The organism is Actinacidiphila sp. bgisy160, assembly GCF_057707815.1.
Genome location: NZ_JBYIQW010000001.1, coordinates 372,692 through 397,182, shown reverse-complemented (window position 1 = coordinate 397,182; position 24,491 = coordinate 372,692). Strand labels below are relative to the sequence as shown.

Below are 24,491 nucleotides of genomic sequence, written 5' to 3'. Positions count from 1 at the left end.
TGCGCGCACGGCCCCGGTCGCCGCGCCGGCCCCGGCCCCAGCGCCCGGGGCACCACCCCGCTCCGCGCGCCGGTGCCCCACGTCGCGTCAGATGTCCAGCCGGTACGGCAGGAGGCAGATGACGGCGTCGGTGCGGGAGCGCAGGATCGTGGCGAGGAGGATGCCGCGCTGGTTCTGCAGGATGCGGTAGCGGGCGTGGCGCGGCTGGACCTCGGGGATGAGGACGGCGATCTGCCGGCCGTCCTGCGACATGCGGCGGACGTAGGAGAGGATCGGCAGCACCAGGGAGCGGTGCGGGCTCTCGATGACGTCGAGGCGGACGCCCGGCTGCCAGCGGGCCCACGTGTCGAGCAGTTCGCGCGCCTTGGCCCGGTCGGGTTCGACGGTGACAGCGACGACCTCGTCGCCGAGGGCGATGGCCGCGGTCAGCGCGTGCCGGGCGAGTCGGCTGACCCCGCCGAGGGGGACGATGACCAGGCTGTTGGTGCGCCGCGGCCGGTCGGGGACGGTGCCCAGGGCGAGTTCCCTGCCGACCTCCGCGTAGTAGTGCTCGATGCGGGCGAAGAGCAGCATCAGCAGCGGCACCACGACGACGACCATCCACGCGCCCTCGGTGAACTTGGTGGTCACCAGGATCACCCCGGCCAGCGCGGTCAGCAGGGCGCCCAGCCCGTTGAGCGCCGCCCGCCTCGCCCAGCCGCGCGGGCGTGCCCCCGCCCAGTGCCGGACGAGCCCGGTCTGGCTGATGGTGAAGCCGGTGAACACACCGATGGCGTAGAGCGGGATGAGCCGTTGCGTCCGCGCGTCGACGGCGACGAGCAGCAGCGCCGCCACCAGCGCCAGGGCGACGACCCCGTAGCGGTAGACGGGCCGCTCGGCGCGCAGCCCGAACACGTGGGGCAGCCGGTTGTCGCGGGCGAGCAGGCTCATCAGGACCGGCAGGCCGCCGAAGCTGGTGTTCGCGGCCAGGCCGAGGACGAGGGTGACCAGCAGATTGCTGGCGTAGTACGGCCATCCCGTGCCGAAGGAGCCCGCGGTCAGCTGGGCCAGCAGGGTCACGCCGCCGCGCGGGGCGACCTCGTCCCGGCGGATGAGGAACGCCAGCCCGATCAGCATGAGTCCCAGCAGCACGCCGAGCATCAGTTCCGTGCGCTGGGCGCGGCGTACCTTGGGCGGCCGGAAGGAGGGCACGGAGTTGGCGATGGCCTCCACCCCGGTCAGGGCGGAACAGCCGGAGGAGAAGGCCTTCAGGACCAGCAGCACGCTCAGCGCCTCGGTGGCGTGGACGGGCTGCGCGCTGCCGACGACGGCCACGGGGTGGGACCGCAGCAGGCCGAGGACGACGATCCCGCCGATGCACAGGGCGAACAGAACCGCGGGCAGCATCAGCACCCGGGCGCTGTCGGCGACGCCCCGCAGGTTCACCACCGTGAGCAGGGCCAGCCCGCCGAGGCAGATCTCCAGCAGGTACGGGGTGAGCGAGGGGAACGCCGAGGCGAGGCTGGCGGCGCCGGCGGCCAGGCTGACGGCGACGGTGAGCACGTAGTCGACGACCAGACTGGCCGCCGCCAGCAGGCTCACCCGCATGCCGAGGTCCTTCTTGGCCACGGCGTAGGATCCGCCGCCGTCCGGATGCACCGCGATGACCTGCCCGTACGAGATGACCAGGACGACCAGCAGCCCCGCGATGACCAGCATGACGGGCAGCGTCGCGGTAAGGGCCGCGGTCCCGGCGGCGATCAGCACGACGACGATGGCCTCGGGGCCGTACGCCACCGAGCTGAGGGCGTCCAGCGACAGCGCGGCCAGCCCCTGCGCGCTGGTGAGCAGGGAGCGATCCCCCTCGCCGTGCCGCAGCGGCACCCTGGGCCGCACCTGGCGGCGAGCCAGTCCGAAGGTCATCGCCCGCCCGCCGGCTGCGTCTGGCTCATGGCTGGTCTCCTCCGCCGGCGGGCTCTGCCGTCAGCCTCGGGCGGCGGTCCTTCCGGCGCAGCGCGGGGCGGCCGATCGGGTGAGCGGTCAGTCGGGCCGGGCCAGGAACTCCACGGCGGCGAGGACGAAGACGACGGCGAGGGCCAGCCCGAGGACGACCCAGCCGGTCGGGTAGGACCAGAAGGCGAGCGTGAGGGCCGCGGCCGCGACGACGATCCAGCCGACCAGGAGCTTGTGGCGCACGAGCCAGGGGCCGACGGGACCGGTCCGCATCCCGGCCCGGTGCGCCGCGTCGCCCGCGCCGCCCAGTACGGACTCCCACACCCCGCGGGTCCTGCGGGCGTACCGGCCGGGCCCGCTCAGCCAGGTGCCGAGCGCGACGACGACGCCGAGCACGAACACCGCGCGGACGGTCCCGCGCAGGAAACGGATCAGGGTGTCGTAGACCGTTCCGGCCGCCTGCTGGTCGACGCTCGCGGGCAGCGCGTCGAGATAGATCGCCCGGAAGACGGTCAGCGCCGCGCCCAGCACGAGGGCGGCGGCGGCGAAGCCCAGCGCGGCGGCGACCAGGGCGCGTCGCCGGCGGACGGCGAGCAGGACCCCTGCGGCCGCGAGGACGACGGTGACGATCGGCAGCCAGAGCCCGGCGAGCTGCAGGAGCCGCAAGGCGGTCCTGATCTTGCCGACCTTCTCGGAGCGGACGACGGTGAAGTCCGTGTGGATCTCGGGGATCTTCGCGGCGATGGTCAGGCCCGCCTCGACCAGCCGCTGCCTGACCCGGTCGATGACGGGCGCGAGGTCGATGGCGACGGTGTCGTCGGTGAGCTTGACCGCGCCGCCTCCCTGGCCGGTCAGCGCCTTGTCCAACGAGTCGTGGATCCTGCGGTTGGCATCGATCCACAGGGTCTCGAAGGCGTCGCTGCGCACGACCCTCTCCGCCGTCGAGTGCACCAGGCTCTCGATGCCGCTGGTCAGCGGGACGGAGACGCGGCCCAGCAGTTGGTCCAGGAGGGGGCGGTCCTGCGGGGCGACCTCGTCGAGCAGGCTCTTCACGTCGATGTGCTGCATCACCACGGACGTGATCCGGTCGGCGGCGGCGTTCTGGACGGCGGGGTCGCTCGCCAGGGGTGCCACGGTGGCGACGTAGCGGTCGGTGTCGCCGACCTCGGAGTCGGCCCAGACGGCCAGCGCGCTCAGCGGCACGAGGACGCAGGCCACGACGATGAACAGGGCGGAGAAGAAGGCCCGCACGGGCCGTCGCCGGTGAGACGGCGGGACCTGCGCTCCGGCGCCCGCGCGAACGGTCTCCCGCGCCTCCAGTGCCGACAGCCGGGCGCGCAGCTCGCCGAGAGCGTCACGCCCCTCGGGCGGCGTCGGATCCGCCATGCCACCGCCGCCTCTCCTTCGCCACGCGACACGGCAATTTAATCCGTATTGTGAGTTATGTGCCATTTGAGGCGCATGGAACTGTGGAGGTAGGGAATGACGAGGCCGTACCGGGGCCGTGCGGTGTGCGCGGCGGTCGTGCTGTCCGCCACCGCGCTCGCCGCGAGCGCCTGCTCGGACAACGAGGGCACCCCCGCCGAGAAGGCGTCGAAGGCCGCGTCCGCCGCGTCCTCGCTGGTGTCCCAGGGCGCGGAGGCCGTCGCCTCGGCGACCGCCGCCGCACAGTCCCAGCTGGCGAAGATCAAGAACGGCGTCAACGCGAAGGACGACGTCAGGCTCGACCCCGTGACGGTGGAGGGCGGCAAGGCCACCACCAAGGTCACGGCCACCAACAGCAGCGACAAGCAGGCCACGTACACCGTCGAGGTGACCTTCCGCGACACGAGCGGGAACCTCCTCGACGCCGCCGTGGTCAACGTCGCCGACGTGGCCCCGCAGAAGTCCGGCGAGGCCACGGTACGCAGCAACCGCGACCTGACGGGCACGGTCAAGGCCCAGGTGGAACGGGCGCTGCGGCACTGAGGCACCATCACCGCGAGGAGGCAGCCATGGCAGCCACCGGCAGCACACCCAAGAGCGGCAACCGCAACGCGTGGGCGTACGGCGGCGTCACCTTCGCCGGCGTCCTGTTGCTCGTCGACGGCGTCCTGGCCATCTTCCAGGGCATCTCGGGGATCGCCGCGGACAACGTGTACGCGCGGATCGGCAACTACGTCTACAAGTTCAACCTGACCGCGTGGGGATGGATCCACCTGGTCCTCGGCGTGCTCCTGGTCATCACGGGCACCGGGCTCCTCAGCGGCGCCGCGCTCTGGTCCCGCATCACGGGTGTCGTCCTGGCGGGCCTGGGCATCATCGTGAGCTTCCTCTACCTGCCCTACCTGCCGTTCTGGTCGATCATCCTGATCGCGCTCGACATCTTCATCATCTGGGCACTCGCCCACTACCGGCCGGAGCGCTCACCCGCCGCCTGACCGCCGCCCGCCCGGCCCTCCCCCGGCGGGCCGGACCCGGTGGGCGCGGCCTCGTCCGCGGGCCGGTCGCCGTGGAACACCGCCCCCACCGTCAGGCACACGGTCGCCACGACGCAGAGCGCGATCAGCCCGGACAGCAGGGTGAACACCGAGCCCAGCGAGCCGTACGCCCGCATGCTGCGGTTGAGCGCCGTCGGCACGTACAGCGGCGCGGCGAAGAGGGCCGCCTCCAGGAGCACCGCGGTGAGCAGCGCCCCCGGCAGCAGCGGCCGCCACCCGATCCGCCCACCCAGCAGCAGATGCTGGGTCCACCACCAGAGCCCCACCGCGCTCACCAGCGACAGCGGGACGCCGACCCAGCGGCCGGCGCCGAAGCCGTCCCGCAGCGGCCCCTGGAGCACCAGGTAGACCAGCGCCGCACACACCCAGGCGAACCAGCGCCAGGCCGCGATCCGTGCCGCCGACCTCGGCAGGTGCCAGGCGCGTTCGCACACCCGCTGCATCGCCCGGCTGCAGGCCGTCGCCGACAGCAGGGTCATCAGGGTGCCCACCACCCCCACCGTCTGCCGCAGGTTCCCGGGATCGGACTCGTAGACCGAGCGCAGTTGTTCGCGGGAGGGGCCGGAGAGCCCCAGCACCCGCACCAGCGAGTCGAGCATCTCCTCGCGCACGCCCTCCGGCGCGAAGGACGCGACGACGAACAGCAGCGGCACGGCGGTCAGAAAGGCCTGGGCGGCCAACCGGGTGGCCGCGTCCAGCACGTTGACGCTCAGCAGCCGGGCGGCGAGCCGGGTGAGAATGGGGAACCGCCGCTCCGCGTCGGACCGCACGGCGCGCGCCCGTCCAGGCAGGTCCGTGAACCGCGCACGGAGCCCCTCCGGGATGCTGACCCGTGGCCGCCCTTTCACAGTCCGACTATTTTTCAGCCCTCCGGGCCCCGCAACCGGGACCGGGTCAGCGCCCGGGGCGAGCGATCAGGCCCGCTCCGCGCGCCACCGCGCGACGACGTCCTCCACGTCGTACGGGACGAGGCTGAACGGCGGGCCGTCCATGGGCGTGCGGATGCCCGCACGGATCTTCTCGTTGACCTCCTCGACGATGCGGCGCACCTCGGGTTCGCAGGGGGCTCGGGAGGCGGCGTCCATCGCGTCCTCCACCTCCTTGCGCAGCCTGAGGCTCGCCGGGAGGTGGGACAGCCCCTCGCGGGCCATCTTCTCCCTGATCCACCACAGCTCGTCGTACGGCCGGTCCAGTCCCGCCAGCGGCTTCCCGGCCCCCGGCAGGTTGTCGAAGGCGCCGCGCTCCGCCGCCTCCCGGATCTGCTTGTCGACCCAGGTCTCGAAGGGGACGCCCGGTGGCTTGCGCTCCGTCATGGCATCGATTCTCCCTCCCCTCCCCACCGGGACGGGAGGGGCCGGCAGCCGGGCGGATCAACCGCTGACGGAGTACGAGTGCGCCCCCGCGCCCGCCAGTGCTCCGCCCGCGACGATCAGGTACGCGTCGCGGATCGGCCTGCCCTCCAGCCGGCGCGGCAGGCGCCGGCGGCGCGGGCGACGCGGGCGACGCGGGCGACGTGCCGTTCCCTGGCGAGGGCCACCAGGTGCTCCGGTTGGCGAAGCGGCATGGCTCACGGTCGCACACGCCGCGCCGCCGCGTCACTCCCCGGCGGGCGTCCAGCCCTGGGCGCGCAGCACCGCCGCGACGTCCGGTGCCCGGTAGTGCTCGCCCTTGAGGACCTTGCCGTCGGCCCGCAGGGTGGGCAGGCCGTCAGGGCCGAGCTTGCTCATGTTGGCACGGTGGATCTCCGCGATGACCTCGTCCAGGTCGATGCCGTGCACCAGCGCGGTGCCGTACGCGACGTAGACCACGTCGGCCAGTTCGTGCGCGAGGTGGTCCAGGGGGCCGGTCTCGGAGGCCTCGGCGACCTCGGCGACCTCCTCGGCGAGCAGGTCCTGGCGGTGCGCCGCGTGCTCGGGCGTGATCTCGGTCGGGCGGGGGCGGACGTCGAGGCCGAAGGCGGTGTGGAACTCACGGACCAGGCCGGCGGGGGAGGGTCGCATTCCGTCGATCGTAGTACCGCTCGGAGCCCCCCGTCGCCGTCGGCCACCGGCCCGCCGCCGTACTCCCCGTCCACGCGGATGGCGGTGACGGCGCCGATGTGCCGGGCCGCACAGCGGCACATGGGCCTGCCCGAAGTCCGGGGCGATCTCGGCCCAGGACGGCAGCGCGTGGTGCCCGTCCGCCCCGGTCACGGCGGCGGCGCCCCGGCCGGGCCGGCCGAGCACAGCACCTCGTGAAGCAACGGGCACCCTCGAAACGGCGGTGCTGCACGCCGCTGGTCCGGCACTCGAAGCCGACCCGCGCCGTGCGTTGGGGCAGGCGCACAGGAGGCCGGCCACGGTGAGCGGGGCCGGGCGGGCCAGGTCGCCGCCCAAGGTGAAGCCGGCGAGCTCCGGCGGCGGCGCGGGAACCACGTCACGGGCTTCCACCTCCCCCGGTCACCGTGCCCGTGGACGGCGGCCAGAGAACCGCACATGCGACCTGTCACGTCACATTTTACGGCTGGTGCAATCCGGCGAGGGGCTTCCCCCTCGCATCCGCGTCACTATGATCGAGTCATGCACACCTACCGGATCGGCGAGGCAGCCGCATTGATGGGCGTGAGCGCCGACACCCTCAGGCGCTGGGTCGACGCCGGGCGGCTGCGGGCGGAGCGCGACGAGCAGGGCCGGCGCATCATCGAGGGCCCCGATCTGGCCTCCTTCGCCCGGGAGTTCAACCGCACCGAACGCGAGCGCACCGGCTCCTCCGCCCGAAACCGCTTCGCGGGCATCGTCACCGAGGTGCTCCTCGGCGACGTCTCCGCGCAGGTGGAGATCCAGGCCGGCCCGTTCCGCGTGGTGTCCATGATCAGCCGTGAGTCGGCCGAGGAGCTGAAGCTCGAGCCCGGCGTCCCGGCGGTCGCCGTCATCAAGTCGACCAACGTGGTCGTCGAGAGACCGCAGAGACTGGGAGGAGCCGCCCTGTGATGACCCTTCCCACGCTCCGCCGGACCCTTCAGCCGGCCGTCGGAGCAATCGCGGTACTGCTGGCCCTCAGCGCCTGTTCGTCCTCGGACGGCTCCGCCGGGGCCTCCGCGCCGTCCTCGCCCCCGGCGGGCGCGTCCTCCGCGGGCGACCTGAAGGGCACGGTCACCGTCTTCGCCGCCGCCTCCCTCAAGGAGAGCTTCACCGAACTGGGCAAGGAGTTCGAGGCGGCCCACCCCGATACCAAGGTCACCTTCAACTTCGGCGGCAGCGACGCGCTCGCCGCCGGCATCACCTCCGGCGCCCCCGCCGACGTCTTCGCCGCCGCCTCCCCCAAGACCATGCAGATCGTCACCGACGCCAAGGCCGCGGCCGGCGAGCCCGCGACCTTCGCGCGCAACCAGCTGGAGATCGCGGTCGTCCCGGGCAACCCCAAGGACGTCTCGTCCCTCAAGGACCTCACCAAGTCCGGGATCAAGGTCGCCCTGTGCGCCAAGGAGGTGCCCTGCGGCGCCGCGGCGCGGAAGGCGCTGGACGGCGCCGGCCTGAGACTCACCCCGGTCTCCTACGAGCAGGACGTCAAGAGCGCCCTGACGAAGGTGGAACTGAAGGAGGTCGACGCCTCCGTGGTCTACAAGACGGACGTCGAGGCGGCCGCCGGCAAGGTGGAGGGCGTGGAGTTCCCCGAGTCCGCCGGTGCCGTCAACGACTACCCGATCGTCCTGCTCAAGGACGCGCCCAACGCCGGGCCCGCCAATGCCTTCATCGCCCTCGTCCGGTCCGACGAGGGCAAGAAGGTGCTGACCGAGACCGGCTTCCTGAACCCGTGAACGACCACAGCAGCCGCGCGCCCGACTTCCTGCAGTCCCGGCCGCGCCGCGCCGGCCGCCGGCAGGGACACCGTTCCCCGGTGCCCCTGCCGCTGCTGCTGCCCGCCCTGCTCGGTCTCGTCTTCCTCGTACTGCCGCTCGCCGGGCTGCTGATCCGCACCCCGTGGAGCGAACTGCCCGCGCAGCTCACCAGCCCCGGGGTGTGGCAGGCGCTGCGGCTCTCCCTGATCTGCGCCACCCTCGCCACCGCGGTGGCCCTGGTGCTGGGCGTGCCCCTGGCCTGGCTGCTGGCCCGCACCGAGTTCCCCGGGCGCCGGCTGGTGCGCGCCCTGGTGACGCTGCCCCTGGTGCTGCCGCCCGTGGTGGGCGGTGTGGCGCTGCTCCTGGCGCTGGGCCGCAACGGCATCGCCGGGCGGTGGCTGGACCAGTGGTTCGGGGTGACGCTGCCCTTCACCACGGCGGGCGTCGTCGTCGCGGAGGCCTTCGTCGCGATGCCGTTCCTGGTCATCAGCGTCGAGGGCACCCTGCGGGCCGCCGACCCGCGCTACGAGGAGGCCGCCACCACCCTCGGCGCCTCCCGCTTCACCGCCTTCCGCCGGGTGACGCTGCCGCTGATCGCCCCGGGCATCGCCGCCGGGGCCGTCCTGGCCTGGGCACGGGCGCTCGGCGAGTTCGGCGCCACCATCACCTTCGCGGGCAACTTCCCCGGCCGTACGCAGACGATGCCGCTCGCCGTCTACCTCGCCCTGCAGAGCGACCCGGCCGCCGCCATCGCGCTCAGCCTGGTGCTGCTCGCCGTCTCGATCGCGGTCCTCGCCGGGCTGCGCGACCGCTGGATGACCACGCCATGACCTCCCTGGACAAAGCACCGGCGACCACCGGCGGCCCGGCCCCGGAGGGCCTGGACGCCCGGCTGGTCGTGGACCGCGGCGCCTTCCGTCTCGATGTGACGCTCAGCGCCGCGCCCGGCGAGGTGCTCGCCCTGCTCGGGCCCAACGGCGCGGGCAAGACCACCGCGCTGCGGGCCCTGGCCGGGCTGACCCCACTCACGGCCGGCCACCTGCGGCTGGACGGCGCCGCCCTGGACGGCACACCCCCCGAGACCCGCCCGGTCGGCGTCGTCTTCCAGGACTACCTGCTCTTCCCGCACCTGTCCGCGCTGGACAACATCGCCTTCGGCCCGCGCTGCCACGGCGTGCCGAAGGCACGGGCCCGCGCCGAGGCCGCCGCGTGGCTGGAGCGCATGGGCCTGGCCGAGCACGCCGCCGCGCGGCCCCGCCGGCTCTCCGGCGGCCAGGCGCAGCGCGTCGCCCTCGCCCGGGCGCTGGCCATCCGGCCGCGGCTGCTGCTCCTGGACGAGCCGCTGGCCGCGCTCGACGCCCGCACCCGCCTGGAGGTCCGCTCCCGGCTCCGGCGCCACCTGGCCGACTTCGAGGCGGTGGCCGTCCTGGTCACGCACGACCCGCTGGACGCCATGGTGCTGGCCGACCGGCTGGTCGTCATCGAGCACGGCGGCTCCGCGCAGGAGGGCACCCCCGCCGAGATCGCCCGCCGCCCGCGCACCGACTACATCGCCCACCTCGTCGGGCTCAACCTCTACCGGGGCCGGGCCGAGGGGCACACCGTACGAATCGACGGCGGACCGGCCATCACCACCACCGAGGAGCTGTCCGGCCCCGTCTTCGTGGCCTTCCCGCCCGGGGCCGTCACCCTCCACCGGGACCGCCCCACCGGCTCCAGCGCCCGCAACCTGTGGCAGGGCCGGGTCGCGGGCCTGGAGTCGCACGGGGACCAGATCCGCGTGGACGTCACCGGCGAACTCCCGCTCGCCGCCGACCTCACCACGGCGGCCACCGCCGAACTCGGGCTGCACCCCGGCGCCGGGGTGTGGGCCACCGTCAAGGCGGCCCAGACACACGCCTATCCGGCCTGAACCCTGACGGGTCAGGACGGCGTCAGGAGCGCGCCGCCCGGCGGCAAGAGGACGCCAAGAGGCTCCCGCGGCACCCCGCCCGGATCCATGACACCGGGCACCACCTCGCGCGCAGTCCGCAGGCGGGGCTGCTGCTCGGCATCGATGGCGGGCCCGGGCGCGCTGGACATGGTCAAGTTCGGCCCGCTCGCCTCGCTGCCGGACCGCTTCCGGGCCCGCCACATCCACGTCCCCAACCTCACCGGGCAATACACCTAGGCCGCCGTACCCGCGCCCACGGTGCCGCGCCGCGCGGTGGACGCGGCCGGTTCCAGCAGGCGTCCGGCCAGGTGGCCGAAGACCAGCCCGAAGGAGGTCCACAGCGTCAGCTGGATCGCCAGCGCCGCCAGGCGGAACTGCCACAGCAGCGCCGCCGGGAAGTGCTCCGGCACCTCGTTGATCCCGGGCAGGAACGCGTACGCGAGCCCCACGGTCAGGACGAGGAAGGCACCCGAGGCCACCGTCGCGTACCAGTTGCCCAGGCGCGGCGCGAGGCGCTTGCCGAGGATCACGGCGGCGACCACGAGCAGCACGCTGAGCAGCATCATCAGGAAGTACAGCGTGGTGCGTTCGCCGATGGTGCCGGGGTCGCCGACGGCCGGCGGGTTGGCCGGGTACTTCAGGAAGGGCACGACGTGGATCGCGACCAGCGCCGCGGCCGACAGCAGCATCGCCGTCGGACGCGGGCCGACGCGGCCGATCCGCCCGAGGGCGAAGCAGTAGGCGAGGGCGGCGATGCCGCCCAGCGCCACGCCGTACACGAGCAGGCCGGTGGCCAGACCGGCCGTGGACTGCAGGGCGCGGCTGACCGGTTCGGCGCCGCCGTGCCCATGCGCGTGCGACTCCTCGAACGCGATGGCGGCGTCGACCCGGGACTCGCCCAGCAGGTAGGCGACGACCAGAGCGAGCGCGCCGGCGGCGAGGCCGGCCAGCATGCCCCGCACCAGCAGTCGCCTGACGGTGACGGAGTTGACGGGGTTCATCGGTGCGGCGCCCCGGTCAGTGGCAGGGGAAGCCGAGCAGATGGCGCCCGTCGTGCAGCCACTCGTGGACGTGTCCACCGGACAGGAGGGATGTGGCCCCCTGCTCGGCGCCCACGAAGTAGAGCAGCACCAGCATCAGGACGCCGAAGAAGACCGCCCAGGGCAGGATCGCCCTGATCGGCAGCGTCACGGGGGCGGCGGAAGGGGCAACGGCCGGCGGGGCGGCGGACTGCGCCATGGCATGACCTCCTGGTGGGAACTCGCGTCCCGGTCGGTGGAGCTTCGTCGGACGACTGCGGGTCTGACTCGCCTGGCGCTGGGCTGGGCTTACAGTGGCGCGACCGTGCCGGATTTGCACCGGACTTCCGCCGTGTCGTCGTGAATGTCGTCGTGACGGTACCGCGAACCGGTGATCCGGCCAAGGGCGCACGTGTGCGCCCCGGTATGCGCGGGCGTCGCTCCCGTGCGACCGACCGGCCGGGGGTGAAAGGGATGTCGGCGATCACGCGGGGTCGCCGGAGGGCGAGGAGGGTGCATGACGACCCGGGTGATGTTGATCTCACCGGTGGTGAACGCGGCGTTGCGCGAGGCGCGTTTCGACGACGACGTGCCGCCGGACGAGCACGCCCTCGGCGCCGCCCGTGCGTTGGCCGGTTCCCTGCCCTCCGCGGGACCGGTGCCCGTCTCGCCCACGGCGCGCTGCCGGGCGACCGCCGGGGCGCTCGGTCTCATCGCCGAGGAGACGGCGCCCGCGGGGTGGGCGCTGGGCCGCTGGCGGGGACGCACCCTGGCCGAGGTGAGCGCCGAGGAGCCGGAGGCCGTCGCCGCCTGGCTCTGCGACCCGGACGCCGCGCCGCACGACGCCGAGTCGCTGCGCGAACTGTGCGCCCGGGCCGGTGCCTGGCTCGACGGGCTCGCCGCGACGCCTGGCCGGGTGCTCGCCGTCGTCGAGCCGGAGATCGTCCGGGCCTGCGCGGTACGGGCACTGGGCACGCCCGAGGCGGCCTTCTGGCGGATCGACGTGCCCCCGCTGACAGCGACGGAATTCAGTGGACGGTCCGGACGCTGGAACCTGCGGGCGGGACGCCCACTGGGCTGAGCAGGGTGCGCTCCAGCAGTCGGTAGGCTCTTGCGAATCGATCGCAATAAGGGCCTATGATTGAGCGTTCGACTTCGCCGACCTGACGCGACCGGTCCCGCACCGGACCCGACCTGGAGCTCCCCTCATGCATGTACCCGACGGATTCATCGACGCGCCGGTGTCGGTGGCGACCGGTGCCGTCGCGGCCGCAGCCGTGGCGGTGAGCCTGCGCGGTGCGCGGCGCGAACTGGACGAGCGCACCGCGCCGCTGGCCGGACTCGTCTCGGCGTTCATCTTCGCCGTCCAGATGCTCAACTTCCCGGTGGCCGCGGGCACCAGCGGCCACCTCCTCGGCGGCGCGCTCGCGGCGATACTCGTCGGCCCGTACACCGGGGTGCTGTGCGTGTCCGTGGTGCTGCTCATCCAGGGTGTGCTCTTCGCCGACGGCGGCCTGACCGCCCTGGGCGTGAACATCACCGACATGGCGGTCGTGACCGTGGTCGTCGCCTACGCCGTCTTCCGCGGGCTGGTCAAGGTGCTGCCACGCGGGCGCGGCGGGGTGACGGGCGCGGCCTTCGTCGCGGCCCTGCTCTCCGTCCCCGCGGCGGCGGTCGCCTTCACCGGGATCTACGCGCTGGGCGGGACGACCGACGTCTCGCTCGGCAAGGTCTTCACCGCGATGGTCGGCGTGCACGTCCTGATCGGCGTCGGCGAGGCGGTGATCACCGCGGCGACGGTGGGCGCCGTCGCCGCCGTCCGCCCCGACCTCGTCCACGGCGCCCGTGACCTGCGCCGCCCGCTGGAACTCAAGGAGGCGACCGTCTGATGGCGGCCGTGACCGACACCCCCAGGCGCGGCGGCGTACGGCCGCTGTGGATCGCCGGACTGATCGCCGCCCTGGTGCTCGCCGGGTTCGTCAGCTACTACGCCTCGTCCAGCCCGGACGGCCTGGAGAAGGTCGCCGCGGACCACGGCATCGACAAGAGGGCCGAGGACCACGCGGCCAAGGACTCCCCGCTGGCGGACTACCGGACCAAGGACGTCGGCAACGCCCGGCTCTCCGGCGGACTCGCCGGTGTGATCGGCGTCGGCGCCACCCTCGTGCTCGGCACCGGCGTCTTCTGGGTCGTCCGCCGCCGCCCGCAGACGGACAAGGCCTAGCGTGGGCGCGGGACACGCCCACCGGCTCTACCGGCACGGCCACTCACCGGTGCACGCGCTGCCCCCGCAGTGCAAGATCGCCGCGGTCTTCTGCTTCGTCCTGGTGGTGGTCTCCACCCCGCGCACCGCGATGTGGGCCTTCGGCCTGTACGCGGTGCTGCTGGCCACGGTGGCCGTCGTGGCGCGCGTCCCGGCCGGATTCCTGCTGCGGCGGCTGCTGATCGAGGTGCCCTTCGTCGCCTTCGCCTTCCTCATGCCGTTCGTCGCCGAGGGACCGCGCACCGAGGTGCTGGGCGTGTCCCTCAGCGTGAACGGCCTGTGGGGCGCCTGGAACATCCTGGCCAAGGGCACCCTCGGCGTCGCGGCCTCCGTGCTGCTGGCCTCCACCACGGAGCTGCGCGAACTCCTCCTCGGCCTGCAGCGGTTGCGGCTGCCGGCGCTGCTGGTGCAGATCGCCTCCTTCATGATCCGGTACGGGGACGTCATCACCGACGAGATGCGCCGGATGCGCGTCGCCCGCGTCTCGCGCGGCTTCGAGGCGCGCGGCCCGCGCCACTGGGGCGTGCTCGCCAAGTCCGCGGGTGCCCTGTTCATCCGCTCCTACGAACGCGGCGAACGCGTCCACCTGGCCATGGTCAGCCGCGGCTACGCCGGCAGCATGCCGGTGATCGACGAGGTGACGGCCTCACGCGCCCAGTGGTCGTACGCCGCCGCGCTCCCGGCCGCCGCGCTGCTGGTCTGCCTGATGGGATGGTTCCTGTGACACCTTCGCTCGAGGTCAAGGGCCTCGCCTACGCCTACCCCGACGGCCACCAGGCGCTGTTCGGCGTCGATCTGACCATCGCGCGCGGCGAGCGGGTCGCCCTGCTCGGCCCCAACGGCGCGGGCAAGACCACCCTCGTACTGCACCTCAACGGCATCCTCGAGGCCGGCGTCGGCTCCGTGGTTGTCGCCGGACTCCCGGTCGGCGACCGCAGGAACGTGGCCGAGGTCAGGCGCCGGGTCGGCATCGTCTTCCAGGACCCGGACGACCAGCTCTTCATGCCCACCGTCCGCGAGGACGTCGCCTTCGGCCCGGCCGCGGCGGGTCTGCGCGGCGCCGAGCTGGAGGCCTGCGTCCGCAAGGCGCTGGAGCGGGTCGGCATGGCGGAGTTCGCCGACCGGCCCCCGCACCACCTCTCGTTCGGCCAGCGGCGCCGTGTGGCGGTGGCGACCGTCCTCGCCATGGAGCCGGAGATCCTCGTCCTGGACGAGCCCTCCTCCAACCTGGACCCCGCCTCCCGCCGCGAACTCGCCGACATCCTGCGCTCGCTGGACGTCACGGTCCTGATGGTCACCCACGACCTGCCCTACGCCCTGGAGCTGTGCCCGCGCTCGGTCGTCCTCAGCGGCGGCACCGTCGTGGCCGACGGCCGCACCCAGGAGCTTCTGTCGGACGACGCGCTGATGCGCGCCCACCGCCTCGAGCTGCCCTACGGCTTCGACCCCCGCTCGGTCACCGTCCGGGCCTGAGCCCTCAGGGCCCGAGCCTCAGCCTCCGCACGGGGGCCGCGACGGCGGCTCCGGGTCGACGGCGGTGAGCGCGCCCGTGAGGGCGTAGAAGCGCTCCGCGCCGCCGAAGGGCCCGACCACGCGGTCGCGCAGCGCGTCGGCCGGCGTGAGGGCCGCCGTCATCGCCACCCGTGGGCCTTGTCCGGTCAGCACCGCCCACCGGGTCACCGCCGCCGCCGACGACGGCACCCTCTCCGTCGAAGGCAGCCGACCGTCCGCCGCACCACCCGCCCGCTCGCCCTCACCGGCCACGTCGGGACCTCCTGCGCCGACGCCGTCGGGCTCACCGCCGAAGCGGAGGTCGACCGGGCCGGCGTCGGCCTCACGTGGAACCGGATGGGCGTGATCAAGGGCGCCGCGGTCCTCTCGGTCGCCGCCCGCTTCGTCCACCGCGACTGATCCCCGGCGTTCACGACCGCGCAGCGGCGGACATCCTCGCTCACGCCCCAACTACCCCATCGGCAAACGAAGTCACGCCTTGCTACTTGTGTGGAAAGCGTGAAAGGCTCCCCGCACCACCAGGCGCAGGCGCAGCCGCCTCCCGACGCCGAAGGGTTGGTTCACCGCCCGATGACTGCCGCAGCCCCGGTCCCCGAGGCCGTCCCGCTGTCCGAGTACTGGGCGGAAGTGCTGTGCTTCGCCCAGTTGTGCACGCTCTCCCCCGAGGACGGCGGACGACTGGCCGCCGACGCCTTCGACCGGGGCCTGGACCAGGCGCCCGACGCGATGGACCACGCGTTCGCGCCCGGGCTGCCGACACTGCCGCGACTGCTGACCGCCGTACGGGACACCGCCGCGGACTGGCAGGCCAGGGGCGAGGGGGACAGCCTGCAGCCGGAGTTCCGCATCTGGCTCAACGCGGAACGCGCCGCGCGCCGGGGCAGGACACCGCGCCCGGAGCCGCTGGCCCTGCGTGGGCTGCGGGACATGGCGGAGGCGGACGCGGCACTGCTGTGGTCCACCGAGGTCGAGTGCCGTCCCGTGGCCGTGACCGCCCGCGCGCTGGGCGTCGGCGTCGCCGCCGCGGAACGGGAGGCCGACCGGGCCCGCGAGGGCTTCCGGGACCGCTGTCTCCGCGCCCACCAGGAGGAACCGCCCTCCGACGCATGCCAGGGCTACGCCCGGCTGCTGGACGCGGCCACCCGGATGCCCGTCGAGGCGGCCCCCGAGGACCTGCGCCGGCACCTGCGCGGGTGCGCCGAGTGCGCGCGGGCGGCCATGTGCCTGACCCCGCTCGGCGGCGGTCCTGCCGAGGCGCTGGCCGAGGGGGTGCTGGGCTGGGCCGGCCCCGCCTACCTGGCGGCCCGGCGCCGGGCGGCCGGCCGTGGTGCCGTTCCGGCCCCACCGTCGCGGCGGGCCGCGCGTGCGGGGAGCCGGATACCCGGGGGCAGGGCGGCCGTGGCCGGCGCGGTCGCGGCACTGGCCGCCGTGATCTGCCTGACGGCCCTGGTCACCGCCGACGACTCCGCCCCCAGGTCCGCCCAGGCCGCGCCGACGGCCCAGGGCGGCAAGGGCGGCGCCGCCCCGGACGGTCCCGGTTTCCCCCCGCTGCCGTCACCGGGCGCGTCCGGTGCCTCCGGGGCACCGGAGCCCGCCGAGAGCGCGCCGTTCCCCGAGGAGATCGAGCCCTCCGCCGCCGAGCACACCATCCCCGCCGCCGGTCGCGCGCCGTCCTCAGCCGCGCCGCCCGCGCACCACGCCCCGGCGCGGCCCGCGCCGTCCTGCACGATCACCTACGAGGTGACCGACCAGTGGTACGACGGCTTCCAGGCCGCCGTCACCCTGACCACCCGCAGGGACCTCGGCGACTGGACGCTCGGCTGGAGGTACTCCGACGGCCGGCGGGTGACGCAGATGTGGGACGCCGACTTCTCCCAGCACGGCGGAACGGTCACCGCCCGGGCCAAGGACTACAACCGGTCGCTGCGGGCGGGTGACTCGGTCACCTTCGGGCTGGTCGGCACCCGGCCCGGTGTCTCCGCCCCGCCCTCGGGCTTCACCCTCGACGGCGCGTCCTGCGCCACCGGCTGACGCGTCCCGGACGCGACCGGGCCGGAGGTGCGGTCACGACCCCGCCCCTCCGGCCCGTACGGCCCTGCTCCTGACGCCTAGCTGAGACCGTTGTCGATCGCGGTGATCAGCTCGCCGTTGCTGGTGTCGCCGCTGAACTCCCAGAAGAACGCGCCGCCGAGGCCCTGGTTCCTCACGTAGGTCATCTTGCCCGCGATGGTCGACGGGGTGTCGTAGCTCCACCAGTTGTTGCCGCAGTGCGCGTACGCGGTGCCCGCGACGGTGCCGGTGGCCGGGCAGGTGTTCTTGAGGACCTTGTAGTCCTCGTTGCCCGCCTCATAGGTGCCCGGAGCGGCGCCGGTCGCGGAGCCCCCCGGGGCGGACTGGGTGACGCCGGTCCAGCCGCGGCCGTAGAAACCGATGCCCAGGTTGAGCTTGTTCGACGGGATGCCCTTGCTCTTCAGCTTCTGGATCGCCGCGTCGGAGTAGAAGCCGGCGACCGGGATGCCGCTGTAGGAGGTGAGCGGGGAGTGCGGGGCGGTCGGGCCGTCCGCGTCGAAGGCGCCGAAGTAGTCGTACGTCATCACGTTGTAGTAGTCGACGTACTGGGCGGCGCCCGCGTAGTCGGCGGCGTCGATCTTGCCGCCGTTGGTGCCGTCGGCGGTGATGGCCGCCGTGACGAGGTTGTTGGAGCCGAACCTGGCGCGCAGCGCGGACATCAGGGTCTTGAAGGACGAGGCCCCGCTGGTGTCGCAGGACAGACCGCAGGCGTTCGGGTACTCCCAGTCGATGTCGATGCCGTCGAAGACGTCGGCCCAGCGCGGGTCCTCGACCAGGTTGTAGCAGGAGTTGGCGAAGGCGGTCGGGTTGGCGGCCGCCTGGCCGAAGCCGCCGGACCAGGTCCAGCCGCCGAACGACCAGAGGACCTTGATGTTCGGGTACTGCTTCTTCAGCTTGCGCAGCTGGTTGAAGCTGCCGCGCAGAGCGCCGGTGTCCCAGGTGTCGGCGACGCCGTCGACGCTCTGGTCGGCGGTGTAGGCCTTGTCGTAGTCGGCGTAGGAGTCACCGATCGCGCACTGGCCGTTGGTGACGTTGCCGAAGGCGTAGTTGATGTGGGTCAGCTTGCTCGCCGAGCCGGAGGTCACGAGGTTCTTGACGTGGTAGTTGCGGCCGTAGACGCCCCACTCGGCGAAGTAGCCGAGGCGGATCTTGTTCCCCGCGGGGCCGGTGGGGGTCGGCGTCGGGGTCGGGGTGGGCGTCGGGGTCGGGGTCGGGGTCGGGGTCGGGGTGGGAGTGGGGGTCGGCGTGGGCGTCGGGTCACCGCCGCCGGTGCAGGAGCCGCCGTTGAGCTTGCAGCCGCTCGGGCTGCCGCCACCCGCGCCGTTGAAGCCGAAGCTGATGCTGGCGCCCGGGGCCAGCGTGCCGTTCCAGCTCTTGTTCCTGGCGGTCCAGTGGGTGCCGGAGCCGGTCACGTCGGCGTCCCACGCCGAGGTCACCGACGTGCCGGCGGGGAAGTCCCACTCGACGGTCCAGCTGCTGATGGACGAGGAACCGCTGTTGGTGATCGTCCACTTGCCCTCGAACCCCGTGCCCCAGTCCTGGGTCTTGGTGTACGTGGCGGTGGTACCCGCGGCATGGGCCGGCGTGGCCAGGCCGACGAGCGCGGCGAACGGGAGCAGCAGCGCGGTGAGTCCCGCGGCGGCTGTGGTCCTGATGCGTCTGGTGCGTGGAGTGAGTGGGGTGTCTCCAGTGCTCAAGGGGTGCTCCTCGAGTGGGGGCCGACGGGGAAACCAGTGCCGCCTGGCGGGCGATTGACTCCATGTCATGCCCACCACAGTTCCCTGGCAGGGTAGAAAGGTCTGGACCAGATGGTCAATAGGTCTGGACCATCCCGGGCCCCTCAACCTGGAGCACAACGCCCCGGCGACGGGCCGGGGCGTACAGGTGAACGAAGAAAGCGCGTGTGGCGGGGCCCGGCCTCAGCCCGGTCCGCTCACGGTGATCGTGTCGATGCCGATGCCGATGCCGGCGTCGGGAGCGTGCCCGTCGAGGAACTGCTCGGCCCAGATGATCTTCCCGTCGTCCGTGTAGCGGGTGCCCCACCGCTGGGCGAACTGGGAGATCAGGAACAGCCCGCGGCCGCCCTCGTCGGTGGTACGGGGGTGCCGCAGGTGCGGTGAGGTACTGCTGGCGTCGGAGACCTCGCAGATCAGCGCCCGTTCCAGGATCAGCCGGAGGCGGATCGGACCGGAACCGTGCCGGATCGCGTTGGTGACCAGCTCGCTGACGACCAGTTCGGTGGTGAAGGCGAGATCGCCCAGGTCCCAGTCCTCCAGCTGCCGGGTGGACAGCTCGCGGGCCCGGCCGACCACGGCGGGGTCGGTGGGCAGGTCCCAGGAGACGACCCGGCCGATGTCCAGGCAGTGGGTCCTGGCCAGCAGCAGCGCCACGTCGTCGTGCGGGCGGGCGGGGGCCAGTTCGTCGACGACGCTGCGGCACAGCGCGTCCAGCGGCAGGCCCTCGGCCTCCAGAGCGGCCCGCAGCCGGCTCCGCCCGCTGTCCTGCGGGTCACTCCCGCCCTCCGCCGGGGCGATCAGGCCGTCCGTGTACAGCGCGAGGACGCTGCCCTCCTCCATCTGCAACTCGGCCGCTTCGAAGGGCAGTCCGCCCAGCCCCAGCGCGGGGCCGATGGTCAGCTCGGGGAAGCGGACGGCCGCCCCGCCCTCGGCCCCGCACCGCTCGCCGGCCGGCCTGAGCACGGCGGGCGGCAGATGCCCGGCGCTGGCCATGACGCAGTGTCTGCTGACCGGGTCGTACGTCACGTACAGACAGCTCGACCCCAGCGCGCTGCCGCCGACCCCCACGGTCGCGGACTCCCCGGACTCCCGGGCGACCTGGACGACCAGGTCGTCCAGGTGCGCCAGCAGCTCCTCCGGCGGCAGGTCGAGGTCGGCCAGGGTCCGCACCGCCGTACGCAGCTGGCCCATCGTCGCGGCCGCCTCGATGCCGTGGCCCACCACCTCGCCCACCACGAGCGCGATCCGCGCCCCGGACAGTGGGATGACGTCGAACCAGTCGCCGCCCACGCCCGACAACTCGTCGGCCGGCCGGTAGTAGGTGGCGACCTCCACCGCGTCCTGGGGCGGGAAGGTGTGCGGGAGCAGGCTGCGCTGCAGCACGAGGGCGGCGTCCCGCTCGCGGGTGTAGCGGCGCGCGTTGTCCAGGCAGACCGCGGCCCTGGCCACGACCTCCTCCGCCAGGCACAGGTCCTCCTCGTCGAAGGGGTCGGCGCGGCGCACCCGGAAGAAAAGGGCCACGCCGAGGGTGACCCCGCGGGCACGGATCGGCACCACCATCGCCGTGTGCATGCCGAGTTCGCCGAAGTGGAGCGCGCGGCCGCCGGCCGGGCCGGCGGCCCACTCCAGCCCCAGCGGGTCCAGCCGGGAGCTGAGCCAGGAGGTGCCGTCGGTCAGGCTACGGATGGGCGGGGTGTCCTCCTGATAGGCGGAGACCGCCCCGATGCCGAACGCCGGCTCGGGCTCACCCTGCCGTGCCGTGCGCATCCCGGCGCGGCGCAGCGGTACCGTGACCGCGTCGCCCAGCGGCCCCGGCTGCGGCTCCGCGCCCTTGATGACCGCCTCCAGCAACTCGACGGCCACGTAGTCGGCGAGGTCGGGCACGACCACGTCCGCCAAGTCCTGCGCGGTGTGCATCACGTCCAGGGTGCGGCCGATGTGCTCGCTCGCCCGGTCCAGCAGCGACAGCCGCCGCCGGGCCCGCCAGCGGTCGGTGATGTCGACCACGGAGTAGCAGACGCCCACCGGGACGCCGTGCTCGTCCTCCAGGCGCACGAAGGACATCGAATGCGCCTGCTCGCGGCGCGGGTCGGTGCGGAACCGCCCGACGTGCTCGTAGTCGATCAGCGGCACGCCGGTCTCCAGGACCTGGCGCATCTGCGCCTCCAGGACCGTCGCGTTCAGCCCCGGCTGGATCTCCCCGAGCCGGCGCCCCAGCCGCCCCTGTGAGGGGCCGCCGCCGAAGCGCTCCAGTGCCGCGTTCGCCCACACGCAGCGCAGGTCGGTGTCGACCACGGCCAGCCCGATCGGCGTCTGGCCCACGATCCGCTCCAACATCGCCGCGGTCATCCCCGACGCCGTGGAGCGGGAGGTGCTGCGGGACTCCGCCGCCAGGACCATCCAGCGGACGGGCGAGCCGCCGATCCCCTCCGGGAGCCCGGCCACCCGTACGCCCAGCGTGACCCTCATGCCGTCGTCACGGCGCAGCCGCAGCACACCCGTCCAGCCGCCCTCGGTGCCGCAGCGCTCGGCGATCTCCGGCGGACGCGCTGCGTCCTCCGGGGCGAGCAGGTCGACGGCGGGGGTGCCGAGGACGTCCACCGCGCGCCGGCCGAGCAGCCGCTCGGCGGCGGCCGGCCAGCTCAGCAGGCGTCCCTCGGCGTCGAGCAGCAACGTGACGGCGTCCGCCACGCCCGCGTCCACGCGTTCCTCGGGAGTCCCCATGGCCAGCCACTCCGTATCCGCCCGCAACGTTACGCTCCGCTCACCGTTCTTGTTCTTCCCCCTCGGCGAACGCCGCTCACGGCGTCACGGGAAGACAAAGAGCGGGCCGGATGCCTGCCCGGGCTCGTGGCCGGCACGGGAGGGCAGGGCGGACGGCTTCGGAAGAGTCCCCGGCGGGGAAGGATTTTCGGGGCGGCCTACGGCCGCCGCGAGGGCGGGCGGCGCAAGGAGAAACCGGCCGAAGAGCGCCGGGACGTCCATCAAGACCTCCGGAGTACGGCCCCCGTGTCCCCCGCGAATCAGGTTACTCGTCGGCCCCGGTCAGCGCCCGCCGCGTGCGTACCGCTGTATCGCCAGGGGGACGAAGACCGCGAGCAGCGCCAGCGACCAGCCGGCCGAGGCCGCGACGGGATGGGCCATGGGCCAGGCCGCGCCCGGGGCGTCGGCCAGCCGGGCGGCCGGTCCGCCGAAGAGCCCGCGGCAGGCGGCGGCCACCGCGCTGAGCGGATTCCACTCGGCGACGGCGCGCAGCCGGCCCGTCATGCCGGAGGTGGGAACATAGGCGCCGGAGACCAGTTGCAGGACGAAGGTGGCACTGCCGAGCTGCGCCGCGACCTCCTCGTCGCGCAGCAGCAGCCCGAGGTGGATCCCGGCCCAGCAGGTGGCGAAGCGGAACAGCAGCAGCAGGCCGTACGCGCCGAGCACCGGGCCCGGGCCCGCCTCGACGCGCCAGCCCGCGGCCCACCCCACCAGGGCGAGCGGCACCAGCCCGGCGGCGGTGACCAGCACGTCGGCTGCCGCCTGGCCGAACGGCACCGCGGCCCGGCTCATCGGAAGGGTACGGAAGCGGTCGGTCACCCCGCGCTGCGCGTCCTGGGCGGCCTGCATCATCCCGGTCATGAGCCCGCCGGCCGCGACCGCGGTGAACAGCCCCGGCAGGAGGTAGGAGCGGTACCCGGCGTCCCCGGGGAGGGTGAGCGCGCTGCCGAAGACGTAGCCGAAGAAGAGCAGCAGGATCAGCGGCATCGCCTGGGTGAGGACGAAAAGCCCGGGTGCCCGGCGCACCCGCAGCAGATGGCGGCCGAGCATCGCCATCCCGTCGGCCAGGGCGCCGCCCTCCCCTTGTCGCGCGAGCGTGGTCATGCGGCTTCCTCCTTCACGGGAGCGCCGGACGGGGCGGTCAGGAGCGGGGCGGCACCGCCGGTCAGCCGGTGGAACACCTCGTCGAGGGTGGGCGGCCGCAGGCTCGCGTCCACCAGGGGGACGCCGGCCGCGTCCAGGGCGAGCACGATGCGCGGCAGCGTCAGCGCCGGGTCGTCGGTCACCACCCCGACCCTGCGCCGCCCGTGGTCCAGCACCGGCTCGGCGCCTGTCAGCGACCGCAGGACGACGGCCGCGCCGGCCACCGCACCGGCCTCGCCCACCACGACCTCCGCGAAGGAGCCGATGCGGGCCTTGAGCTCAGCCGGGGTGCCGCGGGCGGTGACCCGGCCCCCGTCCACCAGGGCGATGTCGTCGGCGAGCCGGTCGGCCTCCTCCAGATACTGCGTGGTCAGCAGCACCGTCGTGCCCTCGTCGGCGAGCGAGCGCACCGCCCGCCAGACGTCCTCCCGCGCGGTCGGGTCGAGCCCGGTGGTGGGCTCGTCGAGGAAGAGCACCCTGGGCCGGGCGAGGAGGCTCACCGCGAGGTCGAGGCGCCGTCGCATGCCGCCGGAGTAGCCGCGCACGGGCCGGTCGGCGGCGTCCTCCAGACCCGCCCCGGCCAGGAGTTCGTCCGCCCGCGCCCGGCCCGGGGCGCCGCGCAGCCGTTGCAGCCGGGCGAACAGCCGCAGGTTCTCCCGGCCGGACAGCTCCTCGTCCAAAGAGGCCTCCTGACCGGTGACGCCGATGGCGCGGCGCACCGCCGCAGGCTCCCGCACCACGTCGTGCCCGGCGACCCACGCGGTGCCCGCGTCGGGGACGAGCAATGTGGTCAGCAGCCGCACAGCCGTGGTCTTCCCCGCCCCGTTCGGCCCGAGCAGCCCGCAGACGCTTCCCGCCGGCACCGCCAGATCCAGTCCGCGCAGGGCGCGCACCTCGCCGAAGCCCTTCTCCAGGCCCTCACTGAGTACAGCGTACGTGGTTTCCATGCGCAGCACCATACCCCACTACGTACACCGTACGTAACTACCATGGTGAACGAGGTGATGACCGATGCCAGCCAGCACCGGGCGGCCCCCCGCCCCCGAGGTGATCTGGACCCGCCCCGAACGGGCGGCCAGAGGCCCGCGACCCGCCCACAGCCGGGCCGAGATCGCCGCGGCCGCGGTCCGGATCGCCGACGCCGAGGGCATCGACGCGGTGTCGATGCGGCGCGTGGCGGCCGAGGTCGGCGCGGGAACGATGTCGCTCTACAACTACGTGCCCCGCAAGGAGGACCTGCACGAGCTGATGGTCGACGCCGTCACCGGCGAGTACGAACTCCCCGAGCAGCCCTCCGGCGACTGGCGCGCGGACCTGATGGCACTGGCCCGGGCGAGCCGTGACCTGCTGCGCCGCCACCCGTGGGTGCCGCGGCTGTACACCTCCGTCCACGGCTTCAGCCCCAACGGCCTGCGCTACCTGGAGCACTGCCTCGCGGCCCTGGAGAGCCTGGACGAGGACGACGCCACCAAGATGGAACTGCTGGCGATGGTCCACGGCGCCGTCATGACGTACGTCGGCAACGAAGTGGCCACGCAGGAGCGCAGCCGCGCCCTGCCGTGGACACCGCTGGAAGAACAGGCCGCCCGCATGGCGTACCTGACGGACCGGATCGACGGGGGCGCGTACCCGCGCCTGGCGGCGGCGCTGGCGCAGGCGGGCCCGGCCGTCGACATGGACGCCTGGTTCGAGCGCACGATCGGCCGGATCCTGGACGCGTACGGGCGCGGCACCGGCGAAGAGGAACGGGGCCGGGGCGCCTGACCCCGCGGCCGGGACCGGGTGCGCTGCGGCCGCTCCGCGGGCGGGCTCGCGGGCTACCC

Annotated in this window: 24 protein-coding genes and 1 pseudogene; 13 read left to right on the top strand and 12 right to left on the bottom strand. The window is 73.7% G+C overall.

What is annotated here, in order from left to right:
- Positions 1–87 precede the first annotated feature (87 nt).
- Both AC3EUJ_RS01900 and AC3EUJ_RS01895 read right to left on the bottom strand, forming a co-directional pair.
- Positions 88–1,902 (bottom strand): APC family permease, encoded by a 1,815-nt coding sequence (locus AC3EUJ_RS01900; RefSeq protein WP_431959075.1) that lies wholly within the window; start codon positions 1,900–1,902, stop codon positions 88–90.
- 117 nt (positions 1,903–2,019) lie between these two features.
- Positions 2,020–3,318, bottom strand: coding sequence for a hypothetical protein (locus AC3EUJ_RS01895; RefSeq protein ID WP_431959074.1), 1,299 nt, complete (start codon positions 3,316–3,318; stop codon positions 2,020–2,022).
- A gap of 96 nt (positions 3,319–3,414) precedes the next feature.
- Here AC3EUJ_RS01895 and AC3EUJ_RS01890 point away from each other — a divergent pair, with 96 nt between their 5' ends.
- The gene (locus tag AC3EUJ_RS01890; protein WP_431959073.1) at positions 3,415–3,900 is read left to right on the top strand and encodes a hypothetical protein; all 486 of its coding nucleotides are present in this window, start codon (positions 3,415–3,417) and stop codon (positions 3,898–3,900) included.
- A 26-nt stretch (positions 3,901–3,926) separates the two neighbouring features.
- Positions 3,927–4,352, top strand: a complete 426-nt coding sequence (locus tag AC3EUJ_RS01885; RefSeq protein ID WP_431959072.1) for a DUF7144 family membrane protein — start codon at positions 3,927–3,929, stop codon at positions 4,350–4,352.
- Here the strand turns inward: AC3EUJ_RS01885 and AC3EUJ_RS01880 are convergent.
- The 3 genes from AC3EUJ_RS01880 to AC3EUJ_RS01870 form a co-directional block, all read right to left on the bottom strand.
- Positions 4,322–5,182 (bottom strand): YhjD/YihY/BrkB family envelope integrity protein, encoded by an 861-nt coding sequence (locus AC3EUJ_RS01880; RefSeq protein WP_431959071.1) that lies wholly within the window; start codon positions 5,180–5,182, stop codon positions 4,322–4,324. The two genes, AC3EUJ_RS01885 and AC3EUJ_RS01880, sit on opposite strands and share 31 nt — an antisense overlap.
- Positions 5,183–5,326: 144 nt before the next feature.
- Complete coding sequence (locus AC3EUJ_RS01875) at positions 5,327–5,725, bottom strand: DnaJ family domain-containing protein (RefSeq protein ID WP_431959070.1); 399 nt, start codon at positions 5,723–5,725, stop codon at positions 5,327–5,329.
- 282 nt (positions 5,726–6,007) lie between these two features.
- Complete coding sequence (locus AC3EUJ_RS01870; protein WP_431959069.1) at positions 6,008–6,412, bottom strand: pyrophosphohydrolase domain-containing protein; 405 nt, start codon at positions 6,410–6,412, stop codon at positions 6,008–6,010.
- 558 nt (positions 6,413–6,970) lie between these two features.
- On the opposite strand from AC3EUJ_RS01870, the gene AC3EUJ_RS01865 reads away from it, so the two are divergent.
- Genes AC3EUJ_RS01865 through AC3EUJ_RS01850 form a run of 4 tightly spaced genes read left to right on the top strand, consistent with a single transcriptional unit; the run spans position 6,971 to position 10,141 of the window.
- Positions 6,971–7,381 (top strand): TOBE domain-containing protein, encoded by a 411-nt coding sequence (locus AC3EUJ_RS01865; RefSeq protein WP_431959068.1) that lies wholly within the window; start codon positions 6,971–6,973, stop codon positions 7,379–7,381.
- On the top strand, positions 7,381–8,208 hold the full coding sequence (gene modA, locus AC3EUJ_RS01860; RefSeq protein WP_431959067.1) for a molybdate ABC transporter substrate-binding protein: 828 nt from the start codon (positions 7,381–7,383) through the stop codon (positions 8,206–8,208). The genes AC3EUJ_RS01865 and modA overlap by 1 nt, the downstream gene beginning before the upstream one ends.
- Before the next feature lie 29 nt (positions 8,209–8,237).
- On the top strand, positions 8,238–9,059 hold the full coding sequence (locus AC3EUJ_RS01855; RefSeq protein ID WP_431959228.1) for an ABC transporter permease: 822 nt from the start codon (positions 8,238–8,240) through the stop codon (positions 9,057–9,059).
- On the top strand, positions 9,056–10,141 hold the full coding sequence (locus AC3EUJ_RS01850; RefSeq protein ID WP_431959066.1) for an ABC transporter ATP-binding protein: 1,086 nt from the start codon (positions 9,056–9,058) through the stop codon (positions 10,139–10,141). Before AC3EUJ_RS01855 ends, AC3EUJ_RS01850 begins: the two co-directional genes overlap by 4 nt.
- A gap of 254 nt (positions 10,142–10,395) precedes the next feature.
- Here AC3EUJ_RS01850 and AC3EUJ_RS01845 read toward each other — a convergent pair whose 3' ends face one another.
- Together AC3EUJ_RS01845 and AC3EUJ_RS01840 are read right to left on the bottom strand one after the other, a co-directional pair.
- Positions 10,396–11,163, bottom strand: coding sequence for a CbtA family protein (locus AC3EUJ_RS01845; protein ID WP_431959065.1), 768 nt, complete (start codon positions 11,161–11,163; stop codon positions 10,396–10,398).
- A 16-nt stretch (positions 11,164–11,179) separates the two neighbouring features.
- Entirely contained in the window at positions 11,180–11,401 is a 222-nt protein-coding gene (locus AC3EUJ_RS01840) for a CbtB domain-containing protein (RefSeq protein ID WP_431959064.1), read from the bottom strand.
- A gap of 297 nt (positions 11,402–11,698) precedes the next feature.
- Between AC3EUJ_RS01840 and AC3EUJ_RS01835 the strand changes: the two genes are divergently transcribed.
- The 4 genes and pseudogenes from AC3EUJ_RS01835 to AC3EUJ_RS01820 all read left to right on the top strand — a co-directional run bounded on the left by AC3EUJ_RS01835 (position 11,699) and on the right by AC3EUJ_RS01820 (position 14,917).
- A complete protein-coding gene (locus AC3EUJ_RS01835) occupies positions 11,699–12,262 on the top strand; it encodes a histidine phosphatase family protein (protein WP_431959063.1) in 564 nt (187 codons plus the stop codon).
- A 127-nt stretch (positions 12,263–12,389) separates the two neighbouring features.
- Positions 12,390–13,405, top strand: a pseudogene (locus AC3EUJ_RS01830) (energy-coupling factor ABC transporter permease).
- 1 nt (position 13,406) lies between these two features.
- On the top strand, positions 13,407–14,168 hold the full coding sequence (cbiQ, locus tag AC3EUJ_RS01825; protein ID WP_431959062.1) for a cobalt ECF transporter T component CbiQ: 762 nt from the start codon (positions 13,407–13,409) through the stop codon (positions 14,166–14,168).
- Positions 14,156–14,917, top strand: a complete 762-nt coding sequence (locus tag AC3EUJ_RS01820) for an energy-coupling factor ABC transporter ATP-binding protein (protein WP_431959061.1) — start codon at positions 14,156–14,158, stop codon at positions 14,915–14,917. The genes cbiQ and AC3EUJ_RS01820 overlap by 13 nt, the downstream gene beginning before the upstream one ends.
- 18 nt (positions 14,918–14,935) lie before the next feature.
- Here AC3EUJ_RS01820 and AC3EUJ_RS01815 read toward each other — a convergent pair whose 3' ends face one another.
- Positions 14,936–15,085: a hypothetical protein gene (locus AC3EUJ_RS01815; RefSeq protein ID WP_431959060.1), complete on the bottom strand. Its 150-nt coding sequence runs from the start codon at positions 15,083–15,085 to the stop codon at positions 14,936–14,938.
- Positions 15,086–15,094: 9 nt separating this feature from the next.
- Here AC3EUJ_RS01815 and AC3EUJ_RS01810 point away from each other — a divergent pair, with 9 nt between their 5' ends.
- Both AC3EUJ_RS01810 and AC3EUJ_RS01805 read left to right on the top strand, forming a co-directional pair.
- The gene (locus tag AC3EUJ_RS01810) at positions 15,095–15,355 is read left to right on the top strand and encodes a hypothetical protein (RefSeq protein WP_431959059.1); all 261 of its coding nucleotides are present in this window, start codon (positions 15,095–15,097) and stop codon (positions 15,353–15,355) included.
- Between the two features lie 171 nt (positions 15,356–15,526).
- On the top strand, positions 15,527–16,987 hold the full coding sequence (locus AC3EUJ_RS01805) for a cellulose binding domain-containing protein (protein WP_431959058.1): 1,461 nt from the start codon (positions 15,527–15,529) through the stop codon (positions 16,985–16,987).
- A 77-nt stretch (positions 16,988–17,064) separates the two neighbouring features.
- Here the strand turns inward: AC3EUJ_RS01805 and AC3EUJ_RS01800 are convergent, their stop codons facing one another.
- The 4 genes from AC3EUJ_RS01800 to AC3EUJ_RS01785 form a co-directional block, all read right to left on the bottom strand.
- The gene (locus tag AC3EUJ_RS01800) at positions 17,065–18,723 is read right to left on the bottom strand and encodes a glycosyl hydrolase family 18 protein (RefSeq protein ID WP_431959057.1); all 1,659 of its coding nucleotides are present in this window, start codon (positions 18,721–18,723) and stop codon (positions 17,065–17,067) included.
- 222 nt (positions 18,724–18,945) lie between these two features.
- Positions 18,946–21,486, bottom strand: a complete 2,541-nt coding sequence (locus tag AC3EUJ_RS01795) for a SpoIIE family protein phosphatase (protein WP_431959056.1) — start codon at positions 21,484–21,486, stop codon at positions 18,946–18,948.
- A 321-nt stretch (positions 21,487–21,807) separates the two neighbouring features.
- A complete protein-coding gene (locus AC3EUJ_RS01790) occupies positions 21,808–22,629 on the bottom strand; it encodes an ABC transporter permease (RefSeq protein ID WP_431959055.1) in 822 nt (273 codons plus the stop codon).
- Positions 22,626–23,615 carry an ATP-binding cassette domain-containing protein gene (locus AC3EUJ_RS01785; protein WP_431959054.1) on the bottom strand — a complete coding sequence of 330 codons (990 nt, stop codon included), beginning with the start codon at positions 23,613–23,615 and terminating at the stop codon, positions 22,626–22,628. The genes AC3EUJ_RS01790 and AC3EUJ_RS01785 overlap by 4 nt, the downstream gene beginning before the upstream one ends.
- A 64-nt stretch (positions 23,616–23,679) precedes the next feature.
- On the opposite strand from AC3EUJ_RS01785, the gene AC3EUJ_RS01780 reads away from it, so the two are divergent.
- Positions 23,680–24,432, top strand: a complete 753-nt coding sequence (locus AC3EUJ_RS01780; RefSeq protein WP_431959053.1) for a TetR/AcrR family transcriptional regulator — start codon at positions 23,680–23,682, stop codon at positions 24,430–24,432.
- Positions 24,433–24,491: the final 59 nt, after the last annotated feature.

What these genes read in the sequence shown, in the direction of transcription:
- AC3EUJ_RS01790 (WP_431959055.1), bottom strand. Translation starts at nt 22,629, where the DNA reads ATGACCACGCTCGCGCGACAAGGGGAGGGCGGCGCCCTGGCCGACGGG.
- AC3EUJ_RS01780 (WP_431959053.1), top strand. Translation starts at nt 23,680, where the DNA reads ATGCCAGCCAGCACCGGGCGGCCCCCCGCCCCCGAGGTGATCTGGACC.
- AC3EUJ_RS01850 (WP_431959066.1), top strand. Translation starts at nt 9,056, where the DNA reads ATGACCTCCCTGGACAAAGCACCGGCGACCACCGGCGGCCCGGCCCCG.
- AC3EUJ_RS01805 (WP_431959058.1), top strand. Translation starts at nt 15,527, where the DNA reads ATGACTGCCGCAGCCCCGGTCCCCGAGGCCGTCCCGCTGTCCGAGTAC.
- AC3EUJ_RS01885 (WP_431959072.1), top strand. Translation starts at nt 3,927, where the DNA reads ATGGCAGCCACCGGCAGCACACCCAAGAGCGGCAACCGCAACGCGTGG.
- AC3EUJ_RS01890 (WP_431959073.1), top strand. Translation starts at nt 3,415, where the DNA reads ATGACGAGGCCGTACCGGGGCCGTGCGGTGTGCGCGGCGGTCGTGCTG.
- AC3EUJ_RS01845 (WP_431959065.1), bottom strand. Translation starts at nt 11,163, where the DNA reads ATGAACCCCGTCAACTCCGTCACCGTCAGGCGACTGCTGGTGCGGGGC.
- AC3EUJ_RS01895 (WP_431959074.1), bottom strand. Translation starts at nt 3,318, where the DNA reads ATGGCGGATCCGACGCCGCCCGAGGGGCGTGACGCTCTCGGCGAGCTG.
- AC3EUJ_RS01865 (WP_431959068.1), top strand. Translation starts at nt 6,971, where the DNA reads ATGCACACCTACCGGATCGGCGAGGCAGCCGCATTGATGGGCGTGAGC.
- AC3EUJ_RS01785 (WP_431959054.1), bottom strand. Translation starts at nt 23,615, where the DNA reads ATGGAAACCACGTACGCTGTACTCAGTGAGGGCCTGGAGAAGGGCTTC.
- AC3EUJ_RS01835 (WP_431959063.1), top strand. Translation starts at nt 11,699, where the DNA reads ATGACGACCCGGGTGATGTTGATCTCACCGGTGGTGAACGCGGCGTTG.
- AC3EUJ_RS01795 (WP_431959056.1), bottom strand. Translation starts at nt 21,486, where the DNA reads ATGGGGACTCCCGAGGAACGCGTGGACGCGGGCGTGGCGGACGCCGTC.
- modA (WP_431959067.1), top strand. Translation starts at nt 7,381, where the DNA reads ATGACCCTTCCCACGCTCCGCCGGACCCTTCAGCCGGCCGTCGGAGCA.
- AC3EUJ_RS01840 (WP_431959064.1), bottom strand. Translation starts at nt 11,401, where the DNA reads ATGGCGCAGTCCGCCGCCCCGCCGGCCGTTGCCCCTTCCGCCGCCCCC.
- AC3EUJ_RS01900 (WP_431959075.1), bottom strand. Translation starts at nt 1,902, where the DNA reads ATGACCTTCGGACTGGCTCGCCGCCAGGTGCGGCCCAGGGTGCCGCTG.
- AC3EUJ_RS01820 (WP_431959061.1), top strand. Translation starts at nt 14,156, where the DNA reads ATGGTTCCTGTGACACCTTCGCTCGAGGTCAAGGGCCTCGCCTACGCC.
- AC3EUJ_RS01870 (WP_431959069.1), bottom strand. Translation starts at nt 6,412, where the DNA reads ATGCGACCCTCCCCCGCCGGCCTGGTCCGTGAGTTCCACACCGCCTTC.
- AC3EUJ_RS01875 (WP_431959070.1), bottom strand. Translation starts at nt 5,725, where the DNA reads ATGACGGAGCGCAAGCCACCGGGCGTCCCCTTCGAGACCTGGGTCGAC.